General features: G+C 39.5%; 23 protein-coding genes. 8 read left to right on the top strand and 15 right to left on the bottom strand.

The genetic code is table 11. The features are described from left to right. Window positions 1-51 precede the first annotated feature (51 nt). Complete coding sequence (kbl, locus tag AAFN64_RS00775) at window positions 52-1,248, bottom strand: glycine C-acetyltransferase (RefSeq protein WP_347758939.1); 1,197 nt, start codon at window positions 1,246-1,248, stop codon at window positions 52-54. A 33-nt stretch (window positions 1,249-1,281) separates the two neighbouring features. Beyond that, window positions 1,282-4,434: a UvrD-helicase domain-containing protein gene (locus tag AAFN64_RS00770; protein ID WP_347758937.1), complete on the bottom strand. Its 3,153-nt coding sequence runs from the start codon at window positions 4,432-4,434 to the stop codon at window positions 1,282-1,284. 119 nt (window positions 4,435-4,553) lie between these two features. Here AAFN64_RS00770 and AAFN64_RS00765 point away from each other — a divergent pair, with 119 nt between their 5' ends. Next, window positions 4,554-5,162: a superoxide dismutase gene (locus tag AAFN64_RS00765; RefSeq protein WP_347758936.1), complete on the top strand. Its 609-nt coding sequence runs from the start codon at window positions 4,554-4,556 to the stop codon at window positions 5,160-5,162. A gap of 227 nt (window positions 5,163-5,389) precedes the next feature. Here AAFN64_RS00765 and AAFN64_RS00760 read toward each other — a convergent pair whose 3' ends face one another. The 4 genes from AAFN64_RS00760 to AAFN64_RS00745 form a co-directional block, all read right to left on the bottom strand. Further along, window positions 5,390-7,288: an amidophosphoribosyltransferase gene (locus AAFN64_RS00760; RefSeq protein ID WP_347758935.1), complete on the bottom strand. Its 1,899-nt coding sequence runs from the start codon at window positions 7,286-7,288 to the stop codon at window positions 5,390-5,392. A 64-nt stretch (window positions 7,289-7,352) separates the two neighbouring features. After that, window positions 7,353-8,282 (bottom strand): PfkB family carbohydrate kinase, encoded by a 930-nt coding sequence (locus tag AAFN64_RS00755; protein ID WP_347758934.1) that lies wholly within the window; start codon window positions 8,280-8,282, stop codon window positions 7,353-7,355. Between the two features lie 99 nt (window positions 8,283-8,381). Beyond that, window positions 8,382-8,858 carry a ribonuclease HI gene (gene rnhA / locus AAFN64_RS00750; protein WP_347758932.1) on the bottom strand — a complete coding sequence of 159 codons (477 nt, stop codon included), beginning with the start codon at window positions 8,856-8,858 and terminating at the stop codon, window positions 8,382-8,384. A gap of 1 nt (window position 8,859) precedes the next feature. Next, the gene (locus AAFN64_RS00745) at window positions 8,860-9,423 is read right to left on the bottom strand and encodes a phosphoribosylglycinamide formyltransferase (RefSeq protein ID WP_347758931.1); all 564 of its coding nucleotides are present in this window, start codon (window positions 9,421-9,423) and stop codon (window positions 8,860-8,862) included. A gap of 174 nt (window positions 9,424-9,597) precedes the next feature. Here AAFN64_RS00745 and AAFN64_RS00740 point away from each other — a divergent pair, with 174 nt between their 5' ends. From AAFN64_RS00740 to pyk, 5 genes are all read left to right on the top strand, one after another. Further along, entirely contained in the window at window positions 9,598-9,834 is a 237-nt protein-coding gene (locus AAFN64_RS00740; RefSeq protein ID WP_019037482.1) for an acyl carrier protein, read from the top strand. Window positions 9,835-10,033: 199 nt separating this feature from the next. Then, a complete protein-coding gene (fabF, locus tag AAFN64_RS00735) occupies window positions 10,034-11,287 on the top strand; it encodes a beta-ketoacyl-ACP synthase II (protein ID WP_300484908.1) in 1,254 nt (417 codons plus the stop codon). Window positions 11,288-11,294: 7 nt separating this feature from the next. Beyond that, entirely contained in the window at window positions 11,295-12,035 is a 741-nt protein-coding gene (rnc, locus tag AAFN64_RS00730) for a ribonuclease III (protein WP_300484907.1), read from the top strand. 95 nt (window positions 12,036-12,130) lie between these two features. Next, window positions 12,131-12,616: an IPExxxVDY family protein gene (locus AAFN64_RS00725; protein ID WP_300484904.1), complete on the top strand. Its 486-nt coding sequence runs from the start codon at window positions 12,131-12,133 to the stop codon at window positions 12,614-12,616. 5 nt (window positions 12,617-12,621) lie between these two features. Next, window positions 12,622-14,052, top strand: a complete 1,431-nt coding sequence (gene pyk / locus AAFN64_RS00720; protein WP_300484901.1) for a pyruvate kinase — start codon at window positions 12,622-12,624, stop codon at window positions 14,050-14,052. Between the two features lie 52 nt (window positions 14,053-14,104). Here pyk and dinB read toward each other — a convergent pair whose 3' ends face one another. Together dinB and AAFN64_RS00710 are read right to left on the bottom strand one after the other, a co-directional pair. After that, entirely contained in the window at window positions 14,105-15,187 is a 1,083-nt protein-coding gene (dinB, locus tag AAFN64_RS00715) for a DNA polymerase IV (RefSeq protein WP_300484899.1), read from the bottom strand. A gap of 31 nt (window positions 15,188-15,218) precedes the next feature. Beyond that, a complete protein-coding gene (locus tag AAFN64_RS00710; RefSeq protein WP_300484896.1) occupies window positions 15,219-17,267 on the bottom strand; it encodes a recombinase in 2,049 nt (682 codons plus the stop codon). A gap of 95 nt (window positions 17,268-17,362) precedes the next feature. Between AAFN64_RS00710 and AAFN64_RS00705 the strand changes: the two genes are divergently transcribed. Together AAFN64_RS00705 and AAFN64_RS00700 are read left to right on the top strand one after the other, a co-directional pair. Then, window positions 17,363-17,830: a CYTH domain-containing protein gene (locus tag AAFN64_RS00705; protein ID WP_300484894.1), complete on the top strand. Its 468-nt coding sequence runs from the start codon at window positions 17,363-17,365 to the stop codon at window positions 17,828-17,830. Between the two features lies 1 nt (window position 17,831). Next, window positions 17,832-18,275 (top strand): YciI family protein, encoded by a 444-nt coding sequence (locus AAFN64_RS00700; protein WP_347758927.1) that lies wholly within the window; start codon window positions 17,832-17,834, stop codon window positions 18,273-18,275. Window position 18,276: 1 nt separating this feature from the next. On the opposite strand, the gene AAFN64_RS00695 is transcribed toward AAFN64_RS00700, so the two are convergent. The 7 genes from AAFN64_RS00695 to AAFN64_RS00665 all read right to left on the bottom strand — a co-directional run bounded on the left by AAFN64_RS00695 (window position 18,277) and on the right by AAFN64_RS00665 (window position 24,263). Then, complete coding sequence (locus AAFN64_RS00695; RefSeq protein WP_300484890.1) at window positions 18,277-18,738, bottom strand: septal ring lytic transglycosylase RlpA family protein; 462 nt, start codon at window positions 18,736-18,738, stop codon at window positions 18,277-18,279. Between the two features lie 71 nt (window positions 18,739-18,809). Next, on the bottom strand, window positions 18,810-19,235 hold the full coding sequence (locus tag AAFN64_RS00690; RefSeq protein WP_300484888.1) for a hypothetical protein: 426 nt from the start codon (window positions 19,233-19,235) through the stop codon (window positions 18,810-18,812). Between the two features lie 103 nt (window positions 19,236-19,338). Then, window positions 19,339-19,698: a T9SS type A sorting domain-containing protein gene (locus tag AAFN64_RS00685; RefSeq protein ID WP_347758924.1), complete on the bottom strand. Its 360-nt coding sequence runs from the start codon at window positions 19,696-19,698 to the stop codon at window positions 19,339-19,341. Window positions 19,699-19,972: 274 nt separating this feature from the next. Next, on the bottom strand, window positions 19,973-22,168 hold the full coding sequence (locus AAFN64_RS00680) for a M12 family metallo-peptidase (RefSeq protein WP_347758922.1): 2,196 nt from the start codon (window positions 22,166-22,168) through the stop codon (window positions 19,973-19,975). 98 nt (window positions 22,169-22,266) lie between these two features. Next, window positions 22,267-22,926: an aspartate kinase gene (locus tag AAFN64_RS00675; RefSeq protein WP_136403485.1), complete on the bottom strand. Its 660-nt coding sequence runs from the start codon at window positions 22,924-22,926 to the stop codon at window positions 22,267-22,269. 72 nt (window positions 22,927-22,998) lie between these two features. Next, entirely contained in the window at window positions 22,999-23,358 is a 360-nt protein-coding gene (locus AAFN64_RS00670; RefSeq protein WP_300489717.1) for a YraN family protein, read from the bottom strand. Between the two features lie 8 nt (window positions 23,359-23,366). Further along, entirely contained in the window at window positions 23,367-24,263 is an 897-nt protein-coding gene (locus AAFN64_RS00665) for an LD-carboxypeptidase (RefSeq protein ID WP_300489719.1), read from the bottom strand. Window positions 24,264-24,319 lie beyond the last annotated feature (56 nt).

The raw sequence follows: 24,319 nt of genomic DNA, 5'->3' as shown, positions 1-24,319 counted from the left end.
TAACTACAAAGCAATTTGTTAAAAAATTCGCTTTTTCTTACTAAAAACTTCTTACTGAATTACTTCCAATGCCTTTCCAACCTCTGTAAAAGCGCTTATAGCCTTGTCTAAATGCTCTTTAGAATGGGCTGCAGATAATTGTACCCGAATTCTTGCTTTATCTTTTGGAACCACCGGGAAAAAGAAACCAATTACATAGATTCCTTTTTTAAGTAATTCATCTGCCATTACTTGCGAAAGTTTTGCATCATAAAGCATTACCGGTACAATTGCAGAGTCGCCATCGATGATATCAAATCCGGCCGCTTTCATTCCCGCTTTAAAATAGTTGGTATTCCACTCCAGTTTGTCGCGCAATGTGGTATCTTTTTCCAACAATTCAAAAACTTTAATCGACGCGCCCACAATAGACGGCGCCAATGAATTTGAAAACAAATACGGTCTTGAACGTTGTCTTAAAATTTCGATTATTTCTTTTTTGGCTGTTGTATAACCACCCATGGCGCCACCTAAGGCTTTTCCTAATGTTCCGGTAATGATATCCACACGTCCCATTACGTTTTTCGCTTCCAATGTCCCTTTTCCGGTCGCTCCGATAAATCCGGCGGCGTGACATTCGTCTACCATCACCATCGCATCGTATTTGTCGGCTAAATCACAGATTTTATCCAATGGCGCTACCAAACCGTCCATCGAAAAAACACCATCGGTTACAATCAGCTTAAAGCGTCTTCCTTCTTCATTCGCTTTGATCAACTGCTGCTCCAAATCGGCCATATTGTTGTTTTCATAACGGTAACGTGCCGCCTTACACAAACGTACCCCATCGATAATCGAAGCGTGGTTTAAACTATCGGAAATGATCGCATCTTCTTCGCCTAATAATGGCTCAAAAACACCTCCGTTTGCATCAAAAGCAGCCGCATACAGTATCGTATCTTCCGTACCGTAGAAATCGGCAATTTTTCGCTCTAATGTTTTGTGAATATCCTGCGTACCACAGATAAAACGAACGGACGACATTCCGAATCCGTGTGTATCCAAAGCGTCTTTTGCCGCCTGAACCACTTCCGGATGCGATGACAATCCGAGGTAGTTGTTCGCACAAAAATTCAATACGGTTTCACCGGTCGAAATGGTGATTTCCGCACCTTGTGGCGACGTGATGATACGTTCTTTTTTAAACAATCCGTTATCCTGAATGGCATTTAATTCGTTCTGTAAATGCGCTTTAATTTTTCCGTACATGATATGCTGTTTATTCGGTTATTATTATTCCGGTTACAAATGTATCACATTTAACGTTTCCCCTATATATACCAGTGTTTTTTTCGCAACCTCATAGCCCATTTCCTGTAAAGCCAGTTCGTATTCTTCCAACTGACGGGCGTATTTGGCCTGATGCGCTCCGGTTTTATAATCCAGTAAATAGGCCGTTTTTCCGCGTATAACCACGCGATCGGGCTTAATGGTTCTACTGTTTTTTTTAATGATACTTTGTTCGTTATAGATGGCATCGGCTTCTTCGAAAAACAACCGTAGCTCTTCGTGATTTACAATCGTGTGCAACGTCTGTTCGACGGTTTCTTTTTGCATCCGGACAATCAATCCGGTTTCCTGTGCTTTTATCAAAGCCAGCGGAATGTCGTTTTTGGTTTTTATAAACGATAATATTTCGTGTAGTATATTTCCGAATTCAATTGCTTTTTCCTGTGTGGTTCCCCACATCAATGCTTCCCTTTGGGCAATCTTGATGGCTTTTGGATTTAGCTTTTCGTTTACTTCCACAATTAGCTGTTGCGTATCGGTGTAACTTCCTCCTATCGACTGTCGGTTCGGTTCTCCGAATTCAAACACCATGCTATTTTCATTATAAACACCCTGAAAATCGAGGTATTTGATAAAGAACGATGACATGTTATTTTGTAATTCCCCTTTACTGCTGATGTTGCGCCCGGAAATAATATACAATTGCTCTTCGGCACGGGTTAGCGCCACATACAAAACATTAATGTTATCCAAAATGTCCTGCTGACTTTTTTCTTCATAGACTTCGGCGGCTTTTCCACCGTATTCCGATACTTCTTTTTTGGCATCGACCAAGGCTCTGGAAATGGCAAATTCATCTTCTTCCATTTCGAGCCACATCTTATTCCGCGGTGCCGCAGCATAGTTTTCTTCTGCAAACGGAAAGATCACCACCGGAAATTCCAACCCCTTGGATTTATGGATCGTCATGATACGAACCGCATTGTTTCCTTCGGGCGACGGAATACTAAATTTGGATCCGTTTTTATCCCAGTAATCGAGAAAATCCGCAATCCCGGACTGGGTTCGCACGTCTCTTTCCAATACCAGATCCAAAAAGTACTGCACATAGGAAATGGTACTTTTTTCTTTTATAAAAACGGCTATTATAATTTCTACGGTTTCATAGAGCGATTTCTTCCGGCATTCATCGAATGAAATTTCAATTCCAAGTTCCCGCAACCAGTTTTCCAGCGCCGCTTCCGTTTCCTGTTGCATTCCTTGTTCGATACAATCGTGAATCTGCAACTGGTCTTGGCGATGCCGCGCCACAAAATATAAAAAGGCGGCTTTGGACTCTTTGTCGTTGTTATTTTTCAGATAACGCAGTACATTTAAAATCAATCGTACTTCGGTTGCATTTTCGATCAGCAAGGTTTCGGACGATAATATCTTGATTCCGTTTTCGGTCAGGTAATTTGCCAACGCGACACCCGACGATCGCTTTCGCGTGAGCAACACAATATCTTTGTAGGCATACCCTTTTGCAACGACCTCGTATATGGTTTTCAAGGTCGCTTTCAGGTATAACTGTTCTTTGTCGTTTGTTTCTTCTCCGTCTTCATCGGTTACTTCGACCGTTTCGGGAATAAATGAAATATTGACATAACCCCCTATTTTGGAATTGTTTTCCTGGTGACTGTGATTGCGGTAAAGATCCTGATAGTCTTCGTTTGAAAACTCATCGGCCAGCATCGCAAAAAAAGCGTTGTTAAACTGAATAATTTCCGAGTAACTCCTATAATTTTTATCCAGTCGGACGAGTTTTTTATCCGGGTTTGAAAACGGATTATGGCATTTACTCAGCGTAATAAACTGCTCTGCTTTTCCACCGCGCCAACGGTAAATGGATTGTTTCGGATCGCCCACAATCATTAGTGATCCGCGTACGCCTGACAAATCTTCACTGGCCAGCGCATTATCGATTAGCGGAATCAGATTGTGCCATTGCATTTCGGACGTATCCTGAAATTCGTCGATAAAAAAATGACGGTAACGTTCGCCCAGACGTTCGTAAATAAACGGCGCCGGCTGGTTTTGAATTTCTTTATAAATGATCGCGTTAAACTCCGAAATCGACAGTATATTTTGCTCCTTCTGAATCCGTTCCAACTCCTGACTAATCGAGTTTAACAACGACAAGGGTGTGATGTTTTTTAGAAAAGCCGTATAGAAATTCTTTTTTTCATAGTTTTTATAAACCGCATCCAGTAATGTGATCAACTCTCCGGAAATCGACTCGATTATATCCTTATCTTTTGCTGTTTTATTAACCGCGATATCATCGATCTCCCGAAACTTTTTATGCGAACTTTTTAATTCTCCTTTTTGGATATATCCCAAATGATTGGGAAACGTTCCGCGGGAAAATGATTTGAGGTCGATTCCTTTACTTTCGATCAGCGCCATGGCTTCATCCGCCTTAGCCACACTATCGGCATCGAGATACGACACGGCTTCTTTTAGTTTGGTTTTAACCGCCAAAAACTCTTCGATCGATTTGCCCTCAAAGTTCTGAACCTCGTTCCGGTTGTTTTCATTGAGCAATAATCGGCCCACATCCAACAATTCACCGGTCACATCCCAACTTCTATCATTATCGGTTTTATCTACGGAAAAATCGACCAGTAAGTTTGTCAGTTCGTTTTCCTCTCCCGCTTTAGCCACAATGGCGTCCACGGCTTCCATTAAAAGTGAATCGGTTTCCAGCGAAACATCAAAGGTTACCGGCAAATTCAGATCGTGCGCAAAGGCGCGGATTACTTTATGGGTAAATTTATCAATCGTAGAAATATCGAAAGACGCATAATTATGGATAATATTTTTGATGATCGCTTTCGATTTGTCCTGAATTGTCGCCAGACTTAGCCGCGTTTCCGCCGAAATATCCTTCATCAACTCCAAAGCTTTGTCATTGGTATCGGGTTTTGAGAACTCCGACAAACCGTTTACAATCCGGGTTTTCATTTCCTCTACGGCTTTATTGGTAAAGGTTATGGCCAGGATTTTTTTATACGCATCATTCGAATCGGCCGTCAATAAAATTTTAAGATACTCTTTGACAAGCGTATAGGTTTTACCCGATCCGGCGGAAGCGTCATAAATTGAAAAAGCAGTTTTCTCCACAATTAAGAAATGTTTATATTGGCATTACCAATATCAGAATAGAAAATTACTATTTTTTATTCCAAAGTATAATTTATAATTTTGAATAAAATTAATACTAATCTTTAAATAAAAATACTATGGCTTTCGAATTACCAAAACTTCCATATGCCTATGACGCGTTAGAGCCTCATATTGATGCCCGTACAATGGAGATTCACCATTCTAAACATCACAATGCATATACTACGAATTTAAACGCTGCAATCGCAGGAACGGATTTAGAAGGCAAAACAATCGAAGAAATCCTTAACGGTCTTGATTTGTCTAAAGCAGCTATTCGTAATAACGGTGGTGGTTTTTACAATCACAATTTATTCTGGGAAGTGATGTCGCCAAACGGAGGCGGATTACCAACAGGAGAATTAGCAGAGGCTATCAATGCTTCTTTTGGTTCTTTTGACGAATTTAAAGCGCAGTTTTCAAAAGCAGGTGCGACACAATTTGGTTCCGGATGGGCATGGTTATGTGTTCAGAAAGGTGGAAAACTTGATGTTTGCGGAACTCCAAATCAGGACAACCCGTTAATGCCCGGTATCGGATGTGGCGGAACTCCTATTTTAGGAATGGACGTTTGGGAACATGCCTACTATTTGCACTATCAAAACAGAAGACCGGATTATATTGAGGCATTTTTCAATGTGATTAACTGGGCTGAAGTAGCAAAACGTTATGCAGCTGCAAAATAATCTAAAATAACAACTACAAATAGCCCCGATGGTACTACTGTCGGGGTTTTTTATTGATCATAAAATAAAAAGGTGGAATAGAATTCCACCCTTTTTGCCCCAAATCTACCATAAACTTAACCTACTAATGCTATGGTGATACAAATGTATTGTCAATGCTTTTTGCTATCAAAAAAATCAGATTATCTACTAATAAATTCGATAAAAAGCGTGTTTTTAACTACTTGTTAGTACGCGCGGGCGTCTTTACCTTCGTAAAAGTTCATAAAAGCACGGTTCACTACGCGATTACCACCATTGGTTGGATAGTCACCTGTGAAATACCAATCCCCTAAATTTTTCGGACAAGCCGTGTGTAAATTCTCCACGGTCTGGAAAATGATTTTCACTTCAGCATTAACATCCGACGAAGTTAACATCTCGGCAATCTTGTCTGAAATTTCCTGATCTGTAAACGGTGCGTATATTTCTTTTACATAGTTTACCACTTCACTATCCGGAAGATGTTCCTGTGCTTTTGATTTCTGATACACCTCGTCTACCAAATGGTACAGATTGCGTTCTTTTAACAACTCTAATGTAGCCTGAAATGCGATCAGACCTTCCAGTTTTGCCATGTCAATTCCATAACAATCCGGATAACGGATTTGCGGTGCCGAAGAGACAATTACGATTTTCTTCGGATGCAAACGATCCATCATCTTGATAATACTCTTTTTTAAGGTTGTTCCCCGTACAATACTATCATCGATGATCACTAGATTATCGCTTGGGTTGATCACTCCATATGTCACATCGTATACGTGTGCCACCAAATCGTCACGACTACTATCTTCGGTAATAAAGGTGCGCAGTTTCGCATCTTTAATCGCTACTTTTTCCGTTCGGAGTTTTACCGATAAAATATCCTGTAATTTTTCGGCCGTCAACACTTCTTTATTCGCTAAAATATCGGAAATCTTACGTTGGTTTAAAAAGTCCTGTGCCGCTTCGACCATTCCATAAAAAGAGGTTTCCGCTGTATTCGGTATATAAGAAAACACCGTATTATCGGTATCGTTTCCGATTGCTTCCAGAACCGCCGGCATGATCAACTTTCCTAATTCTTTGCGTTCCTGGTAAATTTCGGCATCACTTCCTCTTGAGAAATAAATTCTTTCGAACGAACAAGCTTTTAACGGTAGGGCTTCGCGGATCTGTTCGTCCAGTACTCTTCCATCTTTTTTAACGATGATCGCATGTCCCGGTGTGATTTCACGGATAGCTTCAAACGGTACGTTAAATACGGTTTGAATCACCGGTCTTTCGGATGCTACAACTACAATTTCGTCGTCCTGATAATAGAATGCCGGACGGATTCCAGCCGGATCACGGGTTACAAATGCATCGCCGTGTCCTAAAAGTCCCGCCATAGCATATCCTCCGTCCCAGTTTTTGGACGCGCGTCGTAAAATACGGGCAATATCCAAACGTTCTGCAATTTCCGGTGACGCTTCTCTTTTACTTAATCCTTCGTTTTTACATTGTTGGTACAAATCGGTTACTTCATCATCCAAAAAGTGTCCGATTTTTTCCATTACGGTAACCGTATCGGCCATTTCTTTCGGATGTTGTCCCAATCGAACCAGGTCGTCGAACAATTCTTTAACATTGGTCATATTAAAGTTTCCGGCCACAATCAGGTTGCGATGCATCCAGTTGTTCTGACGTAAAAACGGGTGTACACTTTCAATACTGTTTTTACCAAAAGTCCCATACCGTACGTGTCCTAAAAACAATTCTCCGATATAGGGAATCTCCTGTTTCTGTAAATCCACGTTATCGTTATATTCCGGATGTGTGGTCAATTCTTCGTTTATACGCTGATTGATTTGCGCAAAAATATCCTGTATCGGCTGTGACTGGTTGGAACGAATTCTGCTAATATAGCGTTCTCCCGGTTCCACATCCAGTTTAATACTTGCCAAACCGGCCCCATCTTGTCCTCTGTTATGTTGTTTCTCCATTAAGAGATACATTTTCTGTATTCCGTAGAACGCAGAACCATATTTTTCTTTATAAAAGGATAATGGTTTTTTTAATCGTAAAAGGGCAATGCCACACTCGTGTTTTATTGCGTCACTCATAGTTGTTGTGTTGTTGTTGTGTATTAATAAAAAAAGCCCCGTTTCGAGGCTTCGGATGTTTCCGTTAATCTTGTAATGCGATGTCGAACTGTGTCAGCGCTTTAAACTGTTGTAGTCGGGACAGTACTTCGTGTTTTTCCAAACGCTCCATACGTTGTGTTCCGAATTCTTCCACACAGAACGAGGCTAAGTTCGAACCGTATACAATTGCATTTTTCATATTGCTAAACGAGATGTTTTCGCTTTGTGCAATAAATCCTGAGAACCCTCCTGCGAAAGTATCTCCGGCTCCAGTCGGATCAAAAACTTCCTCCAGCGGTAAAGCCGGCGCAAAGAAAACGTCTTTATCGTGGAACAATAACGCTCCGTGTTCTCCTTTTTTGATCACTACATATTTTGGTCCCATTGTATGAATTTTGGCTGCCGCTTTAACCAGCGAATATTCTCCTGATAGCTGACGCGCTTCTTCATCGTTAATGGTAATTACATCTACTCGTTTCATTACGTCCAGTAATTCCGGTAGTGCACAATCCATCCAGAAGTTCATGGTATCCAATACCACCAATTTCGGACGCGTTGTCATCTGATCCAGAACACTGCTTTGTACAATCGGGTGCAGGTTTCCTAACATAACCACATCGGCATCGGTATAATCGGCCGGTACTTTCGGTTGGAAATCCGCTAATACATTTAATTGGGTATCCAAGGTATCTCTGGAATTCAAATCGTTATGGTAGCGTCCGCTCCAAAAGAACGTTTTTCCACCTTTAACCACTTCCACTCCCGAAATATCGATGTTTTTATTTCGAAGCAAGTCCAAATACGCTTCCGGAAAATCTTCTCCTACAACAGAAACGATAGCTGATTTTATATTAAAAAATGACGCCGACAATCCGATATACGTTGCCGCCCCACCTAGAATCTTGTCAGTTTTTCCGAATGGCGTTTCAATCGCATCAAACGCAACGGTACCTACAATTAATAGTTTGTTCATAAAACGTGTTGAAAATTAGGGTGCAAATATACTTCATAAGTTTCAGAGTTGCAACGATTCAGCCTCACAAAGTAATGGTAAAGTTTTACAATACGATCGTTAATCGTGCTGTACTTTTTCATAATAGGTATCCACCGAAAGCTTTTCCTGTTGTGAAGCCATTACCGCCAATTGGTCACAACGCTCATTTTGAGGATGATTGTTATGCCCTTTGATCCATCTGAAATCGACGCGGTGTTTGCGGTATATCTTTAGAAAACGCATCCACAGATCGGGGTTTTTCTTGCCGTCGAAGTTTTTCTTTTCCCATCCGAACACCCATCCTTTTAAAACGGAATCGACCACATATTTGGAATCCGAAACCACCAAAACACTTGTTCCCTGAATTTTAAGTTTTTCCAGGCCAACAATTACCGCCAGCAATTCCATTCGGTTATTGGTTGTTAATCGGAATCCTTCGTAAAATTCTTTTTTATACGGTTTGCCTACCCATTCCAGGATTACGCCATAACCGCCCGGGCCCGGATTTCCTTTTGCCGCACCGTCTGTATATATATGTACTTCGTGAGAATGCACTTTATGCTTTTAATAAGTTTTCGATTACTATTGGAAAATGTTCGTGTTCCAACTCCTGAACTTTGGCCGCGATGGCTTCGGGTGTGGTACAATCTGCTACCGATACGGTTGCCTGAAACAGGATTCCACCTTCATCATACTGTTCGTTTACATAATGTATCGTGATACCGGTTTCTTTTTCGCCATTTTCGAGTATCGCACGGTGTACATTCATTCCATACATCCCTTTTCCGCCGTATTTTGGCAATAGAGCCGGGTGAATGTTTATAATTTTTCCCGGATATTGTTCGATTATCGACTCCGGAAACTTCCAAAGGAAGCCGGCCAAAACGATTAAATCGGGATCGATTGTCTTAATTTTTGTCAAAACGGTACCGTCAGAAAGCGCATTTTTGTCGAAAACGACGGTCGAAATTCCTAAATTTTGGGATTTCTCTAACACTTTTGCATCCGGTTTGTTCGAAAAAACAGCCGAAACAACCCCTGAATTACTATTTTTAAAGTGTAAAATTATTTTTTCTGCATTGCTTCCCGAACCCGAGGCAAATATGACGATCTTTCTCATTTATCCTTTGTTTTTCAGACCGCAAAAAAAAGAATAATAAATGATATTAAACAGTTTTTGAGAGCCTTTTCAAATTAATTTTTTATTTTCGTAGCTACATTTATTAACTAAAATGTTGTTTTAAAATAAAGTTTTTTATTTTTGCCAACAAATTAAATTTTAAAATTAAAGATTATGTCAGACATTGCATCAAGAGTAAAAGCGATTATCGTAGACAAATTAGGTGTTGACGAAAACGAAGTTGTAACGGAAGCAAGCTTCACTAACGATTTAGGGGCTGATTCATTAGACACTGTTGAGCTTATTATGGAGTTCGAAAAAGAATTCGATATTCAAATTCCAGATGACCAAGCTGAAAACATTTCTACTGTTGGCCAAGCTATCTCTTACATAGAAGAAGCTAAAAAATAATAACCTCATTAATCCCATGTGTTCCAGTGCTACTGTGAATACATGGGTGTTATTATTTTTCAACAGGTATTTGGTTAAGAAATACAACTGATTGGTAACAATCATTAAATATACTATCAAATTGCCCATGTTTCCTTTAGTTTATAAAAGAAAACAACATGGGTATTTTTGTTTAAATTGAAACTATAAAATTGAACGTATGAAATTAAGACGAGTTGTAGTAACAGGATTAGGTGCTCTTACTCCTATTGGAAACAATATTCAGGAATACTGGAATGGTCTTATTAACGGTGTAAGCGGAGCTGCTCCAATTACTTATTTTGATGCCTCCAACTTCAAAACACAATTTGCCTGCGAATTAAAAGGTTTTAATGTTGAGAATTTCATAGATCGTAAAGAAGCTCGAAAAATGGATCGCTATGCACAATATGCAATGGTGTCATCAGAAGAAGCGGTTAACGATGCGAATTTCAATTTTGATAAATTAGACAAAGACAGAGTAGGTGTGATCTGGGGATCCGGAATTGGCGGATTGGAAACGTTCCAACAGGAAGTAACCGATTTTGCAAGAGGTAACGGCATCCCGAAATTCAACCCTTTCTTTATCCCTAAAATGATTGCTGATATTGCCGGTGGCCATATCTCTATTAAATACGGTTTCAGAGGACCAAACTTTACTACGGTATCTGCTTGTGCTTCTTCTACAAATGCGCTTATCGATGCCTTTAACTACATCCGTTTAAATCACGCTGACGTGATGGTTACAGGGGGATCGGAAGCAGCCGTTACCATTGCCGGAATGGGTGGCTTTAACGCCATGCATGCTTTATCAACCCGAAATGATGACCCAAAAACGGCTTCCCGTCCGATGGACAAAGATCGTGAAGGTTTTGTTTTAGGTGAAGGTGCCGGTGCTTTGGTTTTGGAAGAATACGAACATGCAGTCGCTCGTGGTGCCAGAATCTACTGCGAAATAAGTGGTGGTGGTATGTCGGCCGATGCACATCACATTACCGCTCCGCATCCGGAAGGATTTGGTGCGAAAAACGTAATGCTAAACTGTTTACGCGATGCCGGTTTACAGCCAACCGACGTAGACGGTGTGAATATGCACGGTACATCGACACCTCTTGGTGATATTGCCGAAAGTAAAGCAATCCAACACGTATTTGGCGAACATGCCTATACTCTAAACCTGAACGCTACCAAATCGATGACCGGTCACCTGTTGGGTGCTGCCGGAGCTATCGAAGCCATAGCTTCTATCCTTTCGATTGTACACGGAATCGTTCCACCAACGATCAACCATTTTACAGACGATGAAAACATCGACGGTAAATTGAATTTTACTTTTAACCAAGCTCAGAAAAGAGACATGAAAGTGGTTATGAGCAATACATTTGGTTTTGGTGGTCACAATGCATGTGTACTTGTAAAAAAATTGGATCTGTAGTCTTGTAATGAGTATTATCAAAAAAATATTTTCAAATTCCCGCTCTAATGAAGACGGGATTTTTTTTGATGAAGTTTCTAAAATAGTGGGATTCAAACCCATAAACCTAATTCATTACCGCAGAGCCTTTACCCATCGTTCGATGAATAAATCCGATGACGAAGGAAATCCGATGAATTATGAACGTCTTGAATTTTTGGGCGACGCTATGCTAGGATCGGTAATTGCGGCACATTTGTTCAATAAAGTCCCAACCGGCGACGAAGGTTACCTGACCAAAATGCGGTCTAAAATCGTTAGCCGTGAACACTTGAACGAACTGGGCAAAGACCTGAATCTGATCCGCTATGTGGAAAGTAAAGTATCGACGCAGCATTTTGGCGAAAATATCCACGGCAATTTATTCGAAGCCTTAATTGGCGCTATTTATCTGGATCGCGGCTTTACCTATTGCGAAAAATTTATCCATAAAAAAGTGATCGTTCCTTATGTGGATATCGCCAAACTCGAAGGAAAAGTAATCAGCTACAAAAGTCTGCTGATCGAATGGTGTCAAAAAGAAAAACACACCTTCCAATACGACGTTTTTGAAGATAACGGCAATGAAGGAATCAAATATTTTGGCGTAAAACTAAAGATCGACAATAAAATTGTAGCCAAAGCCAGAGCTACCTCCAAGAAAAAGGCGGAGGAAAAAGCCTCACAACGTGCCTATTTCGCATTCCAGGAAAAAATTAACAAAAAGTAAGTGCGGTCTTTGCTAAATAATCGTTAACAACCTTACTTTCCTGTTTTTTAAATCTTTAATGTAGTATCTTTACCCTTGGATTTTTTTCAAAGAATATGGCTATTCATAAACTACTGATTAACGATTTTATCTCCGAAGATTATGAGTTGATTGCAATTCATTCGACCCTGGAAGACTATCGGTTAGCCTATTTTATCAACCAGAAACTTCCCGTTACATTCGAAAAAAGCGGTAAGGATATTGGTATTCAGGTACCGGAAGGAAAAAGTCATTTTACCCGCTTTATTTTCGACGACGAAGCACATGAATTATTCTGGAGTCTGATTCCAAATAAAACAACGCTGGTTACCCGACAAACGAAAGCCACATCCCTTTTTGAGGAAACGGAATTTGATATGGCAACCAACATATATTTGTTGCCGGAGCTCAAAAAAGTGGATTATATCATAAAAATTGAAAATACAGACGATTTTTTTGACCTGGACCAACTGATTGATCAGCTATTGACAATCAAACAGATTACCACGGCCTACAAAATCGAACAAAACAAACTAAAATCGAAAAATAATTTAATTTTCTAATACCAATGCTGACAAGAAAAAAGACAAAAATCGTAGCGACACTTGGCCCTGCTTGTAGTACAAGAGAAATAATAAAAGAAATGATTGATACAGGAGTTAATGTCTTCCGAATTAATTTTTCTCACGCTGACTATACGGATGTTAAAGAACGTATCGATATTATTAGAGGACTAAACGATGAATTTGGTTATACCACTTCTATTCTTGCCGACCTGCAAGGTCCAAAACTTCGCGTCGGTGTCATGAAAGAAGACGTAGTAGTGAGTAAAGGTGATACCATTACGTTTACTACTGCAGAAGATATTCTGGGAACTGCCGAAAGGGTGTATATGAATTACAAAGAGTTTCCAAAAGACGTAAATCCCGGAGAACGTATTCTTTTGGATGACGGAAAACTGATTTTTGAAGTACTGGAAACCGATAAAAATACCGAGGTAAAAACCGTGGTAATTCAAGGTGGTCCGTTGAAATCGAAAAAAGGAGTAAACCTGCCAAATACTAAAGTTTCATTACCGGCTTTAACGGAAAAAGACATCCGCGATGCGATTTTCGCTATTGAAAACCAAGTGGACTGGATTGCCTTATCGTTTGTTAGAACGCCAAAAGATCTGGAAGATCTTCAGGATTTAATCGCTAAACATTCCGATCATAAAATTCCGATTATCGCTAAAATCGAAAAACCCGAAGCGGTTGAAAATATTGATAAAATCGTTGCTTTTGCCGACGGACTAATGGTTGCCCGTGGTGATCTTGGTGTTGAAATTCCGGCTCAGGAAGTTCCGTTGATTCAGAAAAAACTGGTTCACCGTGCCAAAACAGCCCGTATTCCGGTTATTATCGCGACACAAATGATGGAAACGATGATCACCAGCTTAACGCCAACCCGTGCCGAAGTAAACGACGTAGCCAACTCGGTTATGGATGGTGCCGATGCGGTAATGCTTTCCGGAGAAACTTCCGTAGGAAACTATCCGGTTCAGGTAATTGAAAAAATGACACAGATTATCGAAAGTGTTGAGAATTCGCCCTTAATCAAGGTTCCACAAAATCCGCCATTGGTTCGAACCAAACGTTATATCACCAAATCAATCTGTTATCACGCGGCTTTGATGGCCAACGATATTGATGCAAAGGCAATTTCAACCTTAACCAATAGTGGTTACACGGCTTTCCAGATTTCGGCCTGGCGTCCTCATTCTCACATTTTGGTGTTTACGTCCAACAAAAAAATCGTAACACAACTAGGTCTGCTTTGGGGTGTACATACGTTTTACTACGACAAATTGGTGAGTACCGATGATACTGTAGAAGACATCAACCGTATTTCCAAAGAGAAAGGATTTGTGGAAGAAGGCGATATGATGATTAATCTAGCCGCAATGCCGGTGATTGATAAAGGAATGGTAAATACCCTACGTATCTCTCAAATCAGCTAATCATACGATTATAAAATAATACAAACCTGTCGATTCCGGCAGGTTTTGTTTTTTAAAAGTCAAACCGCAACTGTACCGCAACGGTTTTTTTGATTTCCGTATTCAGGTTGTGCAACGAAATACCGAGCAATCGCACGGAATCTTTCATTTTTTCCTGATACAACAATTCTTTGGCCGCTTCGAGAATCAGGGCTTTATCGGCTATAAAATAGGGTAAGGTTTTACTACGCGTTTGTAATGTAAAATCGGAATATTTGATCTTTAAGGTCACCGTTTTTCCGGCTATTTTATACGGTTTCATCCGTTTTTCCAATTCTTTTGCGATATTTTCCAGCTTTTCAACCATAAATATTTCGGACGATAAATTGACATTAAAAGTTCTTTCAGCACCAACCGATTTCAACATCCGATCCGGTTTTACCGCGCTATTATGAATCCCTCTTACAATATTGTAATAATGAGTTCCGCTTTTTCCAAAATGTTCTTCCAGATAGTCCAGCGATTTTGATTTTAAATCTTTTCCGGTAAAAATCCCACTCTGGTACATTTTTTCGGCTGTTACTTTTCCGATCCCATAGAATTTTTTGATGTCCAGTTCTTCCAAAAATTGGATCACTTCTTCGGGATTAATCGTTTTTTGTCCGTTGGGTTTGTTATAGTCACTGGCCACTTTTGCCAGGAATTTATTCACCGAAATACCCGCCGAAGCTGTTAGTCCGACTTCCTCAAAAATACGTTTCCGGATTTCCTGTGCGATCAGCGTAGCACTCGGATTTCCTTTTTTGTTTTCCGTCACATCCAGATAGGCCTCGTCCAGCGAAAGTGGCTCGACCAGATCGGTATATTCGTAAAATATTTTTCGGATTTTTTTGGAGATCTCTTTGTACCGATCAAAACGGGGACGGACAAAAATAAGTTCCGGGCAGTTTTTGCGCGCCATATAGCCACTCATCGCACTTCGAACACCAAATTTTCGGGCTTCATAACTCGCTGCCGAAACCACTCCTCTGACTTCACTTCCGCCAACGGCTACCGGTTTCCCCTTTAATTCCGGATTGTCCATTTGTTCTACGGAAGCATAAAACGCATCCATATCGACGTGGATAATCTTTCTGAAATTTGGGGTCGTTTCCATAAAGTAAATATAGGCTATAAACCAGACGAAATCAGGACACGGATTCTTCTTCCCGTTTGTCTTTTACCGGGATAAAAAACGATAGCGGCCGTTTTCTAAAATGAATCCAGATGGCCTTGTTTAAAAGTCGGAATTCCGAAAGCGGTATGTTTCGGGAACGGAACGCCAATCCTATCGACAGACCAAAACTGACAATAAAGTTCATAAATCCGATCAGGCCGATTCCTAAAATACTCCAGCCAATCATCCATAAATCCGCTTTAAAATCCATTCCGTATAATCCCAGAGCAAAATTTCCGCTCGCAAATGTAATGTGTCGGATGTCCAGATTTAATCCCAAAAAGATCCCTATCGACGCTGTACTTCCCAGGAAAACTCCAAACCAGCCATTCGAAACGATACCGGCCCAATTGTGTTCAAACCAGTTGGCTATTTTTTTGGTTTTTTCGACACCAAAACTCATTTTTAAAAACGGATGTTCCTGAATACGGTAATACACCTGATTGTGTTTGTTTCGATTGGAGATACTTCCGGAAATAATCCCCGACAAAAACAGGAATACACCGGCTATGGAAGCGTGAAAAATGGCAGGCGAAAAAATCGGATTCAGATCGCCTAATAGTTTGGGCCATTTCGTTTCGGCAATATTGTAACCGAAAGCCTGATCGATCGCCCAAATTCCCAATAAGGAAACCGGAAAAGCCATAACAACATTTCCGACAAATGCGATAAACTGAGATCGGAACAAACGGGCGAATAATTTGGCAAACGAACTGTGTTTGTTTTCCGTTTTTCCTTGTTTTTTCATTCCCTTTTCCAAGGCCTGAATGATGGTCGCTGCGGTCATTGCCGGTTGTTTTGTAGCCAATGTAAAACCACAAAGGTAAATCGCAATAAAACCAAGCGAATAGTTTAAACTATACAGAAATGCATGTCCGAAAGCACTGGTTTCTATTTTGGAAAACAACAATTTGATAATACACAATATCCCTACGATAAAACCACCTCCTAAAGCGGCTTTAAGCATTCCGAAATACTCTTTCGGGCTTTCGGTAATATAATGCTCTCCTGTTTTGGCCGTGTGTTGTGTGATTTCATACGAAAGCAATTGCGTACTTTCATTGATCAACTGACCAACGTTGTTTTTATAACAGTTAAATTTAATAAGCTGTAATGCCAACTGAATCGTATTGTGTTTTTTATCCTCTTCTTTATTGACAACCAATAACGGAATCAGGATTTTCATACGGTACAATTGCTGTCGAATGCGCAAGAGGCTTTGGTTTACCTTGATCGAAATTCCGTATTTCGAACTGTTCGCAAAGGCTTTATCGACATATTCTTCACATTGTTTGTGCAGGATTAGCAATTGCTTGTACAACAAATCATCGGAGGTAATCGCATGTTGTTCTCCGGTACGTATTTTTTCGATAATTTCCTGCAATTCTTTTTCAAAAGCCGTAAACGGACTTTCAAACTGACTGTATTCCGGTACCATTTTGATCACATCATTTTCCATCGCTCTTCCGCTCATACGCTGCGGAATCAGGTTCATCACATTGAGCAATTCGGATAATGGTGATTTTTCTTTAACCGAAACATAGATATCCCGAAACGAAAGCAGATCAAATAATCGCAATAATTCTTCCATTGGAACTTTTTTGATCCAAATGCCATCTGAATTCAGATAAAAAACCTGATTCAGGATATATTGAAGGGTGTCTTTTTGTGGTTGATAGGGCAGTACTTTGGCTAATAATCTTTTTTTGACTTCGAAGACAAAATCGGCATCCTGTAAAATCGCAGCGTCCGATAACATCCGGCTGAACTTTCTTTCTTTAAACAACTGCGCCAGATAGCCAATCAGTAATTCGCGTTTATCCGGATGCTCTTCCAGAAAATAAAGTAATTTTTCGATGGAAACCGTCGCTTGTTTCTGCGGTTTTTTTGGTCGGAACAAATGTACCAGATCCACTAAAAAATGTAAGCTATCTTCAGAGACATACCGCTGGTTTTCAAAATGTTTGTCAAACAGGTTTTCTATCGTTGTCTTTGATTGTAGCTTATGTCTTAAATTCATGCGCTTGTTTTTGGTAAATTATTCTGTGGCAAAATTACGATCCGGGAGCTATAATTTTCTTAACTTGCTCCTAATTTATATTAATTTCTCCAGAAATGCAGGAAATCGAGCGAAAGTTTTTAGTCAAATCCGAGGCTTTTATTACCGAATCGCATCATCAAAATAGGATCGTACAAGGTTATCTTAATTCCGATCCGGAAAGAACGGTTCGCGTTCGTATTAAGGGCGAAAAAGGTTTTCTAACCGTTAAAGGTATCGGCAATGCTTCCGGAACGACTCGTTTGGAATGGGAAACGGAAATTCCGGTTTCCGATGCTGAAACGCTCCTGCCGCTCTGCGAAAAAGGTGTTATCGACAAAGTCCGTTATGAAATCCGAAAAGGAAATCACACTTTTGAAGTGGATGTCTTTTCTGGTGCCAATGAAGGACTGATCATTGCCGAAGTGGAATTGCAATCGGAAGACGAGCTTTTTGAAAAGCCGGACTGGCTCGGATCCGAAGTTACCGGCGACAAACGGTATTACAATGCTTTTTTAAGTAACAACCCTTATAAACACTGGTAAAATGAAAACGCCGCGGTATACTTTACTTTTTCTGCTTGCGGTTTTATCCTGTAGCAGTCCTAAGAAAACGGCCCAAACGCCATCCATTCCAACCGGTCTTGCTCCGGAGACTTTTAGTTATCAGGACAATGGTACCACCTATGTGATGCAAAAATATTTTCTAGTCTTATTAAAAAAAGGGCCGAATAGAACCCAACCAAAAGAAGACGCTGAGGAAATTCAGAAAAAACATATGGAACATCTTTCCTGGTTGCATAAAAACGGAAAAATCAGCCTTGCCGGTCCTATGGACAAACACGAAACTATTTCGGGCATTCTGGTTTTTAACACGCCTACATTACGCGAAGCCGACAGTCTGGCAAAACTAGATCCGGCGGTAAAATCCGGACGACTGGAAGTGGAAACTATGGGATGGTGGGCAGCAAAAGGAAGTAAACTCGAATAGTTTAATCCTGAATCACTTCGATATTTACGTTAACAAATCCACGGCCTTTTCCGTGGGTAATTTCCATAAATGCTTTTTTAGAAAGGTCAATTTCTCGTCCTCGTGAGAATGGTCCGCGATCGGTTACTTCTACGATAACGGCTTTTTTATTGGCTACATTCGTTACTTTTATTTTGGTTCCGAAAGGTAAATTTCTATGAGCGGCTGTATATTTTGCATTGTCAAATTTCCGACCACTTGCGGTTCTTCTTCCATTAAATCGGTCGGCATAATACGATGCATGTACATTTTTCTTATAATTCTTAAGCTTAAGACCTCCCTGAATCGTGATAGAATCTTTTTTTATCGTATCGTTAACTTTCACTTTCGGATCTGCCTGAAAAGCGAAAACCCTTCCGGTTGTTGTACTGATTAACAAAACAGCTAGTGTAACAAATACGATGTAAACTATTACTTTTTTCATTCTATTCGTTTTTTAGATGATGAAAGGCAAGAAATATGCCAAGTTGAAAAAGGCCCTTACGGGCCTTTATTTTATTTAAACCATAAACTCCATGGTATTCTGCTTAGTATTAAAAGCAATCCTATCGCATAGAAAACGGCTATTTTCTTGAATTTATCCGTTCCGGTAGCTGCTTTTTTATGTTTCGACCAACCAATGGTGATCAATGCTATGGCAATGATATTGATTAGCGGATGCTCCAAAGAAGTTAATCGAAGCGCACTGTTACTCATTTGTCCGAAAGATGCCGAACCCAGTGGTGAAACAAAATATAGGATAAAACCGAAAAGCAACTGAATATGAGAAAAGATCAATCCAAAAAGTGAAATTCTTCTGTCTTTTGGTTCGAAATCTCTTTTGGAACTCATTCCTAAAAAAGCATTAATTACAGCGATGAATAAAGCCAATAAAGCTAAGTAAGCCAATCCGGAATGGCCTTTTTGAATAATTTCGTACATAGTTAGTTTTTTGTTTTCTAAACAAAGATAAGGAATTGAAAATAAAAAAACCGCTTACTTTGACAAGCAAATGGCTTTTTCATTCCGAATCTGATAATTTTAATTATATTTTAACAACTTTAAAATTAACCGTTTGGTTATTGATTTTCATCTTAAAGAAGTAGGCTCCGGTTGCATAGGCCGACAGATCTACTTTTGTAGTTCGGTCGTTTAATCGATTTGAATATAACAATTGCCCCTGTACGTTAAACACCTGGATTTCGGAAATTACATCTTTGGAAACGATATTCACAAAACCATTAACCGGGTTCGGATGATAGGCATAATCCAAATAGGTACTATCGTCAAATCCCAACGCACCCCTACAAGAAGTAGTCGCTACCCATCCGGGTGCTTTACCTCTGGAAACAAACTTTATGGTTAACGCGCCATCGGCAGCTGTAGATTCAATTGGTCCCGGCAATGTTGTTCCCGTTAATCCGGCTCCTCCTATTTAATTACACTTTACATTGCTGTTCAAAATAATTTGTGATCATTTCTACAACATTCTGAACATTTTGTTTTTAAAAGATAATTGTTTGAATCCTTTGAAAATAAAATCTGATTTTTTTGTCTGTAACACGATCTTAATTGTCATTAAAGACCCTTACCCTTTGCTTTACAACAAGACGTATAAATCAAAAAGCCGCTTACCCTGATCGGTAAGCGGCTTTTAATAGCTGTTGGAGTTATTTTACTTATAATTTAACAACTTTAAAATTCACGGTCTGGTTGTTGATTTTCATTTTGAAAAGGTAGGTTCCGGTCGCATAGGCCGTCATATCTACTTTTGTTGTCAGGTCGTTCAACTGACTGTTATGTAACAATTGTCCCTGAACATTAAATACCTGAATTTCTGTTATTGCATCTTTTGATGTAATATTTACGAAACCGTTAACCGGGTTCGGATAATACGAATAATCCATATACACAGCATCTTCCAATCCTAAAGAAGGCGTACAAGAAGTTGTGGCTACCCATCCTGTATCGGTTACACCTGCATCAGAAACGAATTTCATGGTTAAAGCTCCGTCAGCTGCAGTCGATTCGATTGGTGCCGGCAATGTTAATCCGGTTAAACCTGCTCCACCTACTAATGGTGCTTCCGTACTTGATCCGTTGTAGATATATAAGAAATCATAACCATCTTCCAGTCTGAAAGCAGTAAAGGTTAGTTTTACTTTATTATTTGCCAGATTTGGAATCAACGTTCTTACAAACGTCTGATTGTTTCCATACTGTCCAAATGTTCCTCCGGTATCGGTTAATTGAATGCCGTTACAATAATCAGCTCCGGTCAATAATATAAAATCTCTGGCCAATGATGTCATTCCTAAGCTACAAACCGGACGGATTCGAACTCTGTAATAGGTATTTGGTGTTAGGTTTTGTGCCGTATACGAATTTGTTGTTACTGTCGTATACTGACCTGCTGTTCCTGAATACGGGAATACAACCACCTGCCATGAAGTCGCGCCTCCGGCATCCGACCAGGTAATCACAGCCGATGTATTTCCGGCTCCCATAGTAGAATTGATATCCGTAACCGTATTAATACAAGTATTGATACAATTTGTACTTAAACAAGCTCTGGAATCAATGTGGTTTACAATTGCTGCTGACGGTTGTGGTCCGAATCCATTATTAAAACTGATTCCTACACCACTCACCAAATGGCAATAACTCATGATAGTCCCTTTTACAGAAGAAGAAGGAATTGTTGGCGGACTGGTCATACAGTTGTACCCTTCCGATGTCGCCCCTAAAGCAGCCGGAGCACAGTTGTCAATAGCGGTATTGTTCCCATTCCACACACAAGCGTGGGTATGTCTCGAACCTAGTAAGTGTCCTAATTCGTGTGTAACCACCTGAACTGTCCAGGAATACGTCGGAACGGTACTATAACTAAAATTCACATCCGAATAACAATAATTATTAGCGGTACATAGTCCTCCGATTGTTACGGCTACTCCACCTAATCCTCCCGGATCGATCCCTACCAATTGTCCTACATCACCGTCGAAAACAGGTCGTACTGCATTAAATTTTGCCAGGTAATCACCAGAACTGTTACCTACTCCTTCATACGGATCTTCAGTTGTCCAGATATATACCGATTTTAATGCTGTTGTAATTCCGTCGTTATTATATAATGTCTGTACATTATTAAAAACCGAAGTCATCCAGTTGGAAGTGGTTGTTGTATTACTTCCGTTTGATTGATACAGGTTATAATCGATTTCAAAATAAACAGTCACACATTTTAAACTGGCTGGACTTGCCGATGTAGTTGTTGGAGCATTTTTAAATTCTTCAACTTTATCATCCGTAGCACATTCAAAATCGTGAGTCACGTTCATTTTTTGATCTTCATAGATAATATAGTCCGTTTTGTTTCCTTTTTTATCCAATTTACCCACTGTTAAATTGCTTAATTTTGAACTGGATGCGATTCCATTCAGTTCGCCTTTAAAAAAGTTAAACGAAACCAGTGAGTTTGCATCACCTTTTACAATACCACGGTAATAAACTCCCGGTGCGTAAGTGATGTTTTTTCCTTTATCGGTATCCAGGTGAAAACCTTCTGCTAATATCTCTACCCGATAAAGTTGTAGTGTTACCGTTTCATTATGGTATGGCAGATTCAATTCGATCGCGTTGGGTTTTTTAGATACGATTTCATTGACAGCTGCTTCTTTTATAATAGCAAAAGAAGCGTCGTTTACAACTCTGGCAACTTCTTTACCGGGAGTTTTAGTCGACGCTTCTAATACTGAAAATTTCTTAAAGTCTGTGTTCTGGGAGCGTAACTCAGCGACCTTTTGGGCGATCCTGTTTTGCGAAAACACAGTCAGCCCGGTTAAAAGGGCCAAAAAAAGTGTAATTTTTTTCATTTTGCGGGGTTAGTTAGTATTTTAGTCAGTCCAAATATAGAAAATATTTAGGTTCCGACCCACTTTCCCGGCTTAACTACACAATTTTAACCTTTTAACTACAAACTTTTAAGGTCTTTAATAGCTTTGAAAGCAATATCTACTTGATCATCGCTAACAATAATGGTGAATTCGTAATTTGTGGAAACTACTTCGCAAATATTCACACCTTCCCATGCCAAACGTTGAAATACATAGTAAAACAATCCCGGTACCGAAAGGTTGTCTTTAGGAAGCTTTACCGTAATCGAAGCAAGGTTTTCGGTTTTATGAGCCCATTTTTCTTCCGCAAAGTATTTCTCTACTAGGTGGTTTAGAGAATCACTTACAATGATATTGGTTTCATTAACACCTCGCGAAGAAGTATAGAATATATCCGTATAGTTATTAATTTCTGCGATTAAATCCGATTGACAACTCAATACTTTTGGAGTAATTGCGAAATTATAATCCGTCAATGAGGAACGAACGGTAATTTCTCCAAGATTCTTCAGAACTTTATCCAGTTTGTGGTTCATCCGGAAACCAAGTTCTTCCGATAATCGTTTCAGAGCCATTACTACTGCTCCTTGTTTAATGTTTTTCCCTAATTCCTGCTCTAATTCCGGCATCATTACTCTTGCCAAGGAGGTCAGATTAATAATACCTTGGGAGAGGCCATTGAGCAAAAAGGGTTTCGTTTTAATGTAATGTTCAACTACAGAGGAAATAGTTTTCATAATTATAGTGGGTTTTAAAAATCTCGTAAAATTACAAAAAAAACAATCTGTTAAAACTTTAACAAAAATAAATTAGAAATAATAAAATGCATCAGGATAATGCTTAATATCAAAAACAGTCCCCTGTTTGTGAATAGCAATTATATCAAAACGAACGTCACATTCGATATCCCTTAGGATTACATATTCGTTAACAGCTTTGACTAAAAGCTGAATTTTCTTCGATTTCACAAATTCTTGTGGTAATCCATACTCTAATTTAGAACGAGTTTTAACTTCTACAACCACTAAAGTTGTACCTTTTTTTGCAATTATATCAATCTCGGCTTTACAAAATATCCAGTTTCGCTCTAGAATTTCGTATCCGTTCTGTATCAAAAATGCTACTGCACGCGATTCCCCTTCTTTTCCAAGTTCATTATGACGTGCCATTTTTTATTTTATTGGAATTCTAACACAACTTTATCGTCGGTTATTTCAAAATTAACCGTAGCGCCCAAGATTAGTGCCCGATTATCTTTAACATGTCCGGCTGGAAAGTAAAAACATACCGGAATATTATATTCTTTTGCGATGGAAGTGATAATACCTACTTCATTTTGCCCAAAAGGAATTTCGTTATCATGCATATCTGTCATTCCTCCTACTACAAGTCCTTTTAGCCCGTCAAAATAACCATTTCTTTTTAAATTATACAGCATACGATCTATATGATATAAATATTCGTCCAGATCTTCTATAAATAATATCTTATCTTTTGTATCAATTGAGGATTTGGATCCTAACAAACTGTATAATATAGAAAGGTTCCCCCCTACCAATTGTCCCGTTGCTTTTCCTTTAATTTCATATCCTTTCGCCGGAACCTCATATCGGATTTTCTCTCCAAATAGTGCTTTTCGCAGCGTTTCTTTTGAAATTTCTTCCGTTCGTGGTACCGTAAACGGCATGATACTATGCAGGGTTGCCACTTTCATATTATGGACATGGCTATGCAAAACGGTAACATCACTAAATCCAATGATCCATTTTGGATGTTTTTTAAACTTCGTAAAATCCAATCCGTCTATAATGCGAACCGTTCCATAACCGCCACGTGCACACCATATCGCTTTGATGTTATCATCGTCTAACATTTGCTGAAAATCATCGATACGCTCGCGATCCGTACCACCCAACTGACAACTATCCAACCCTATTGTTCGTCCTAATTTGACTTCCAATCCCCACGATTTTAACAATGCTATGGCGGGTTCAGCGTCTTCGGGAAAAAATTTTCTTGCGGTACAAACAATGGCTACGGTATCACCTTTCTTTAAATAGGATGGAATTTTCATTTTTCGTTGTGAATATAAATCGGTCGTTGTAAAAATTAATAGTAAAATCAAAAATG

The sequence above is a fragment of the Flavobacterium sp. CAU 1735 genome (assembly GCF_039888695.1).
Classification (GTDB): domain Bacteria; phylum Bacteroidota; class Bacteroidia; order Flavobacteriales; family Flavobacteriaceae; genus Flavobacterium.
Note: the sequence above shows the minus strand (reverse complement) of the source record. Positions and strands in the feature narration are given on the sequence as shown.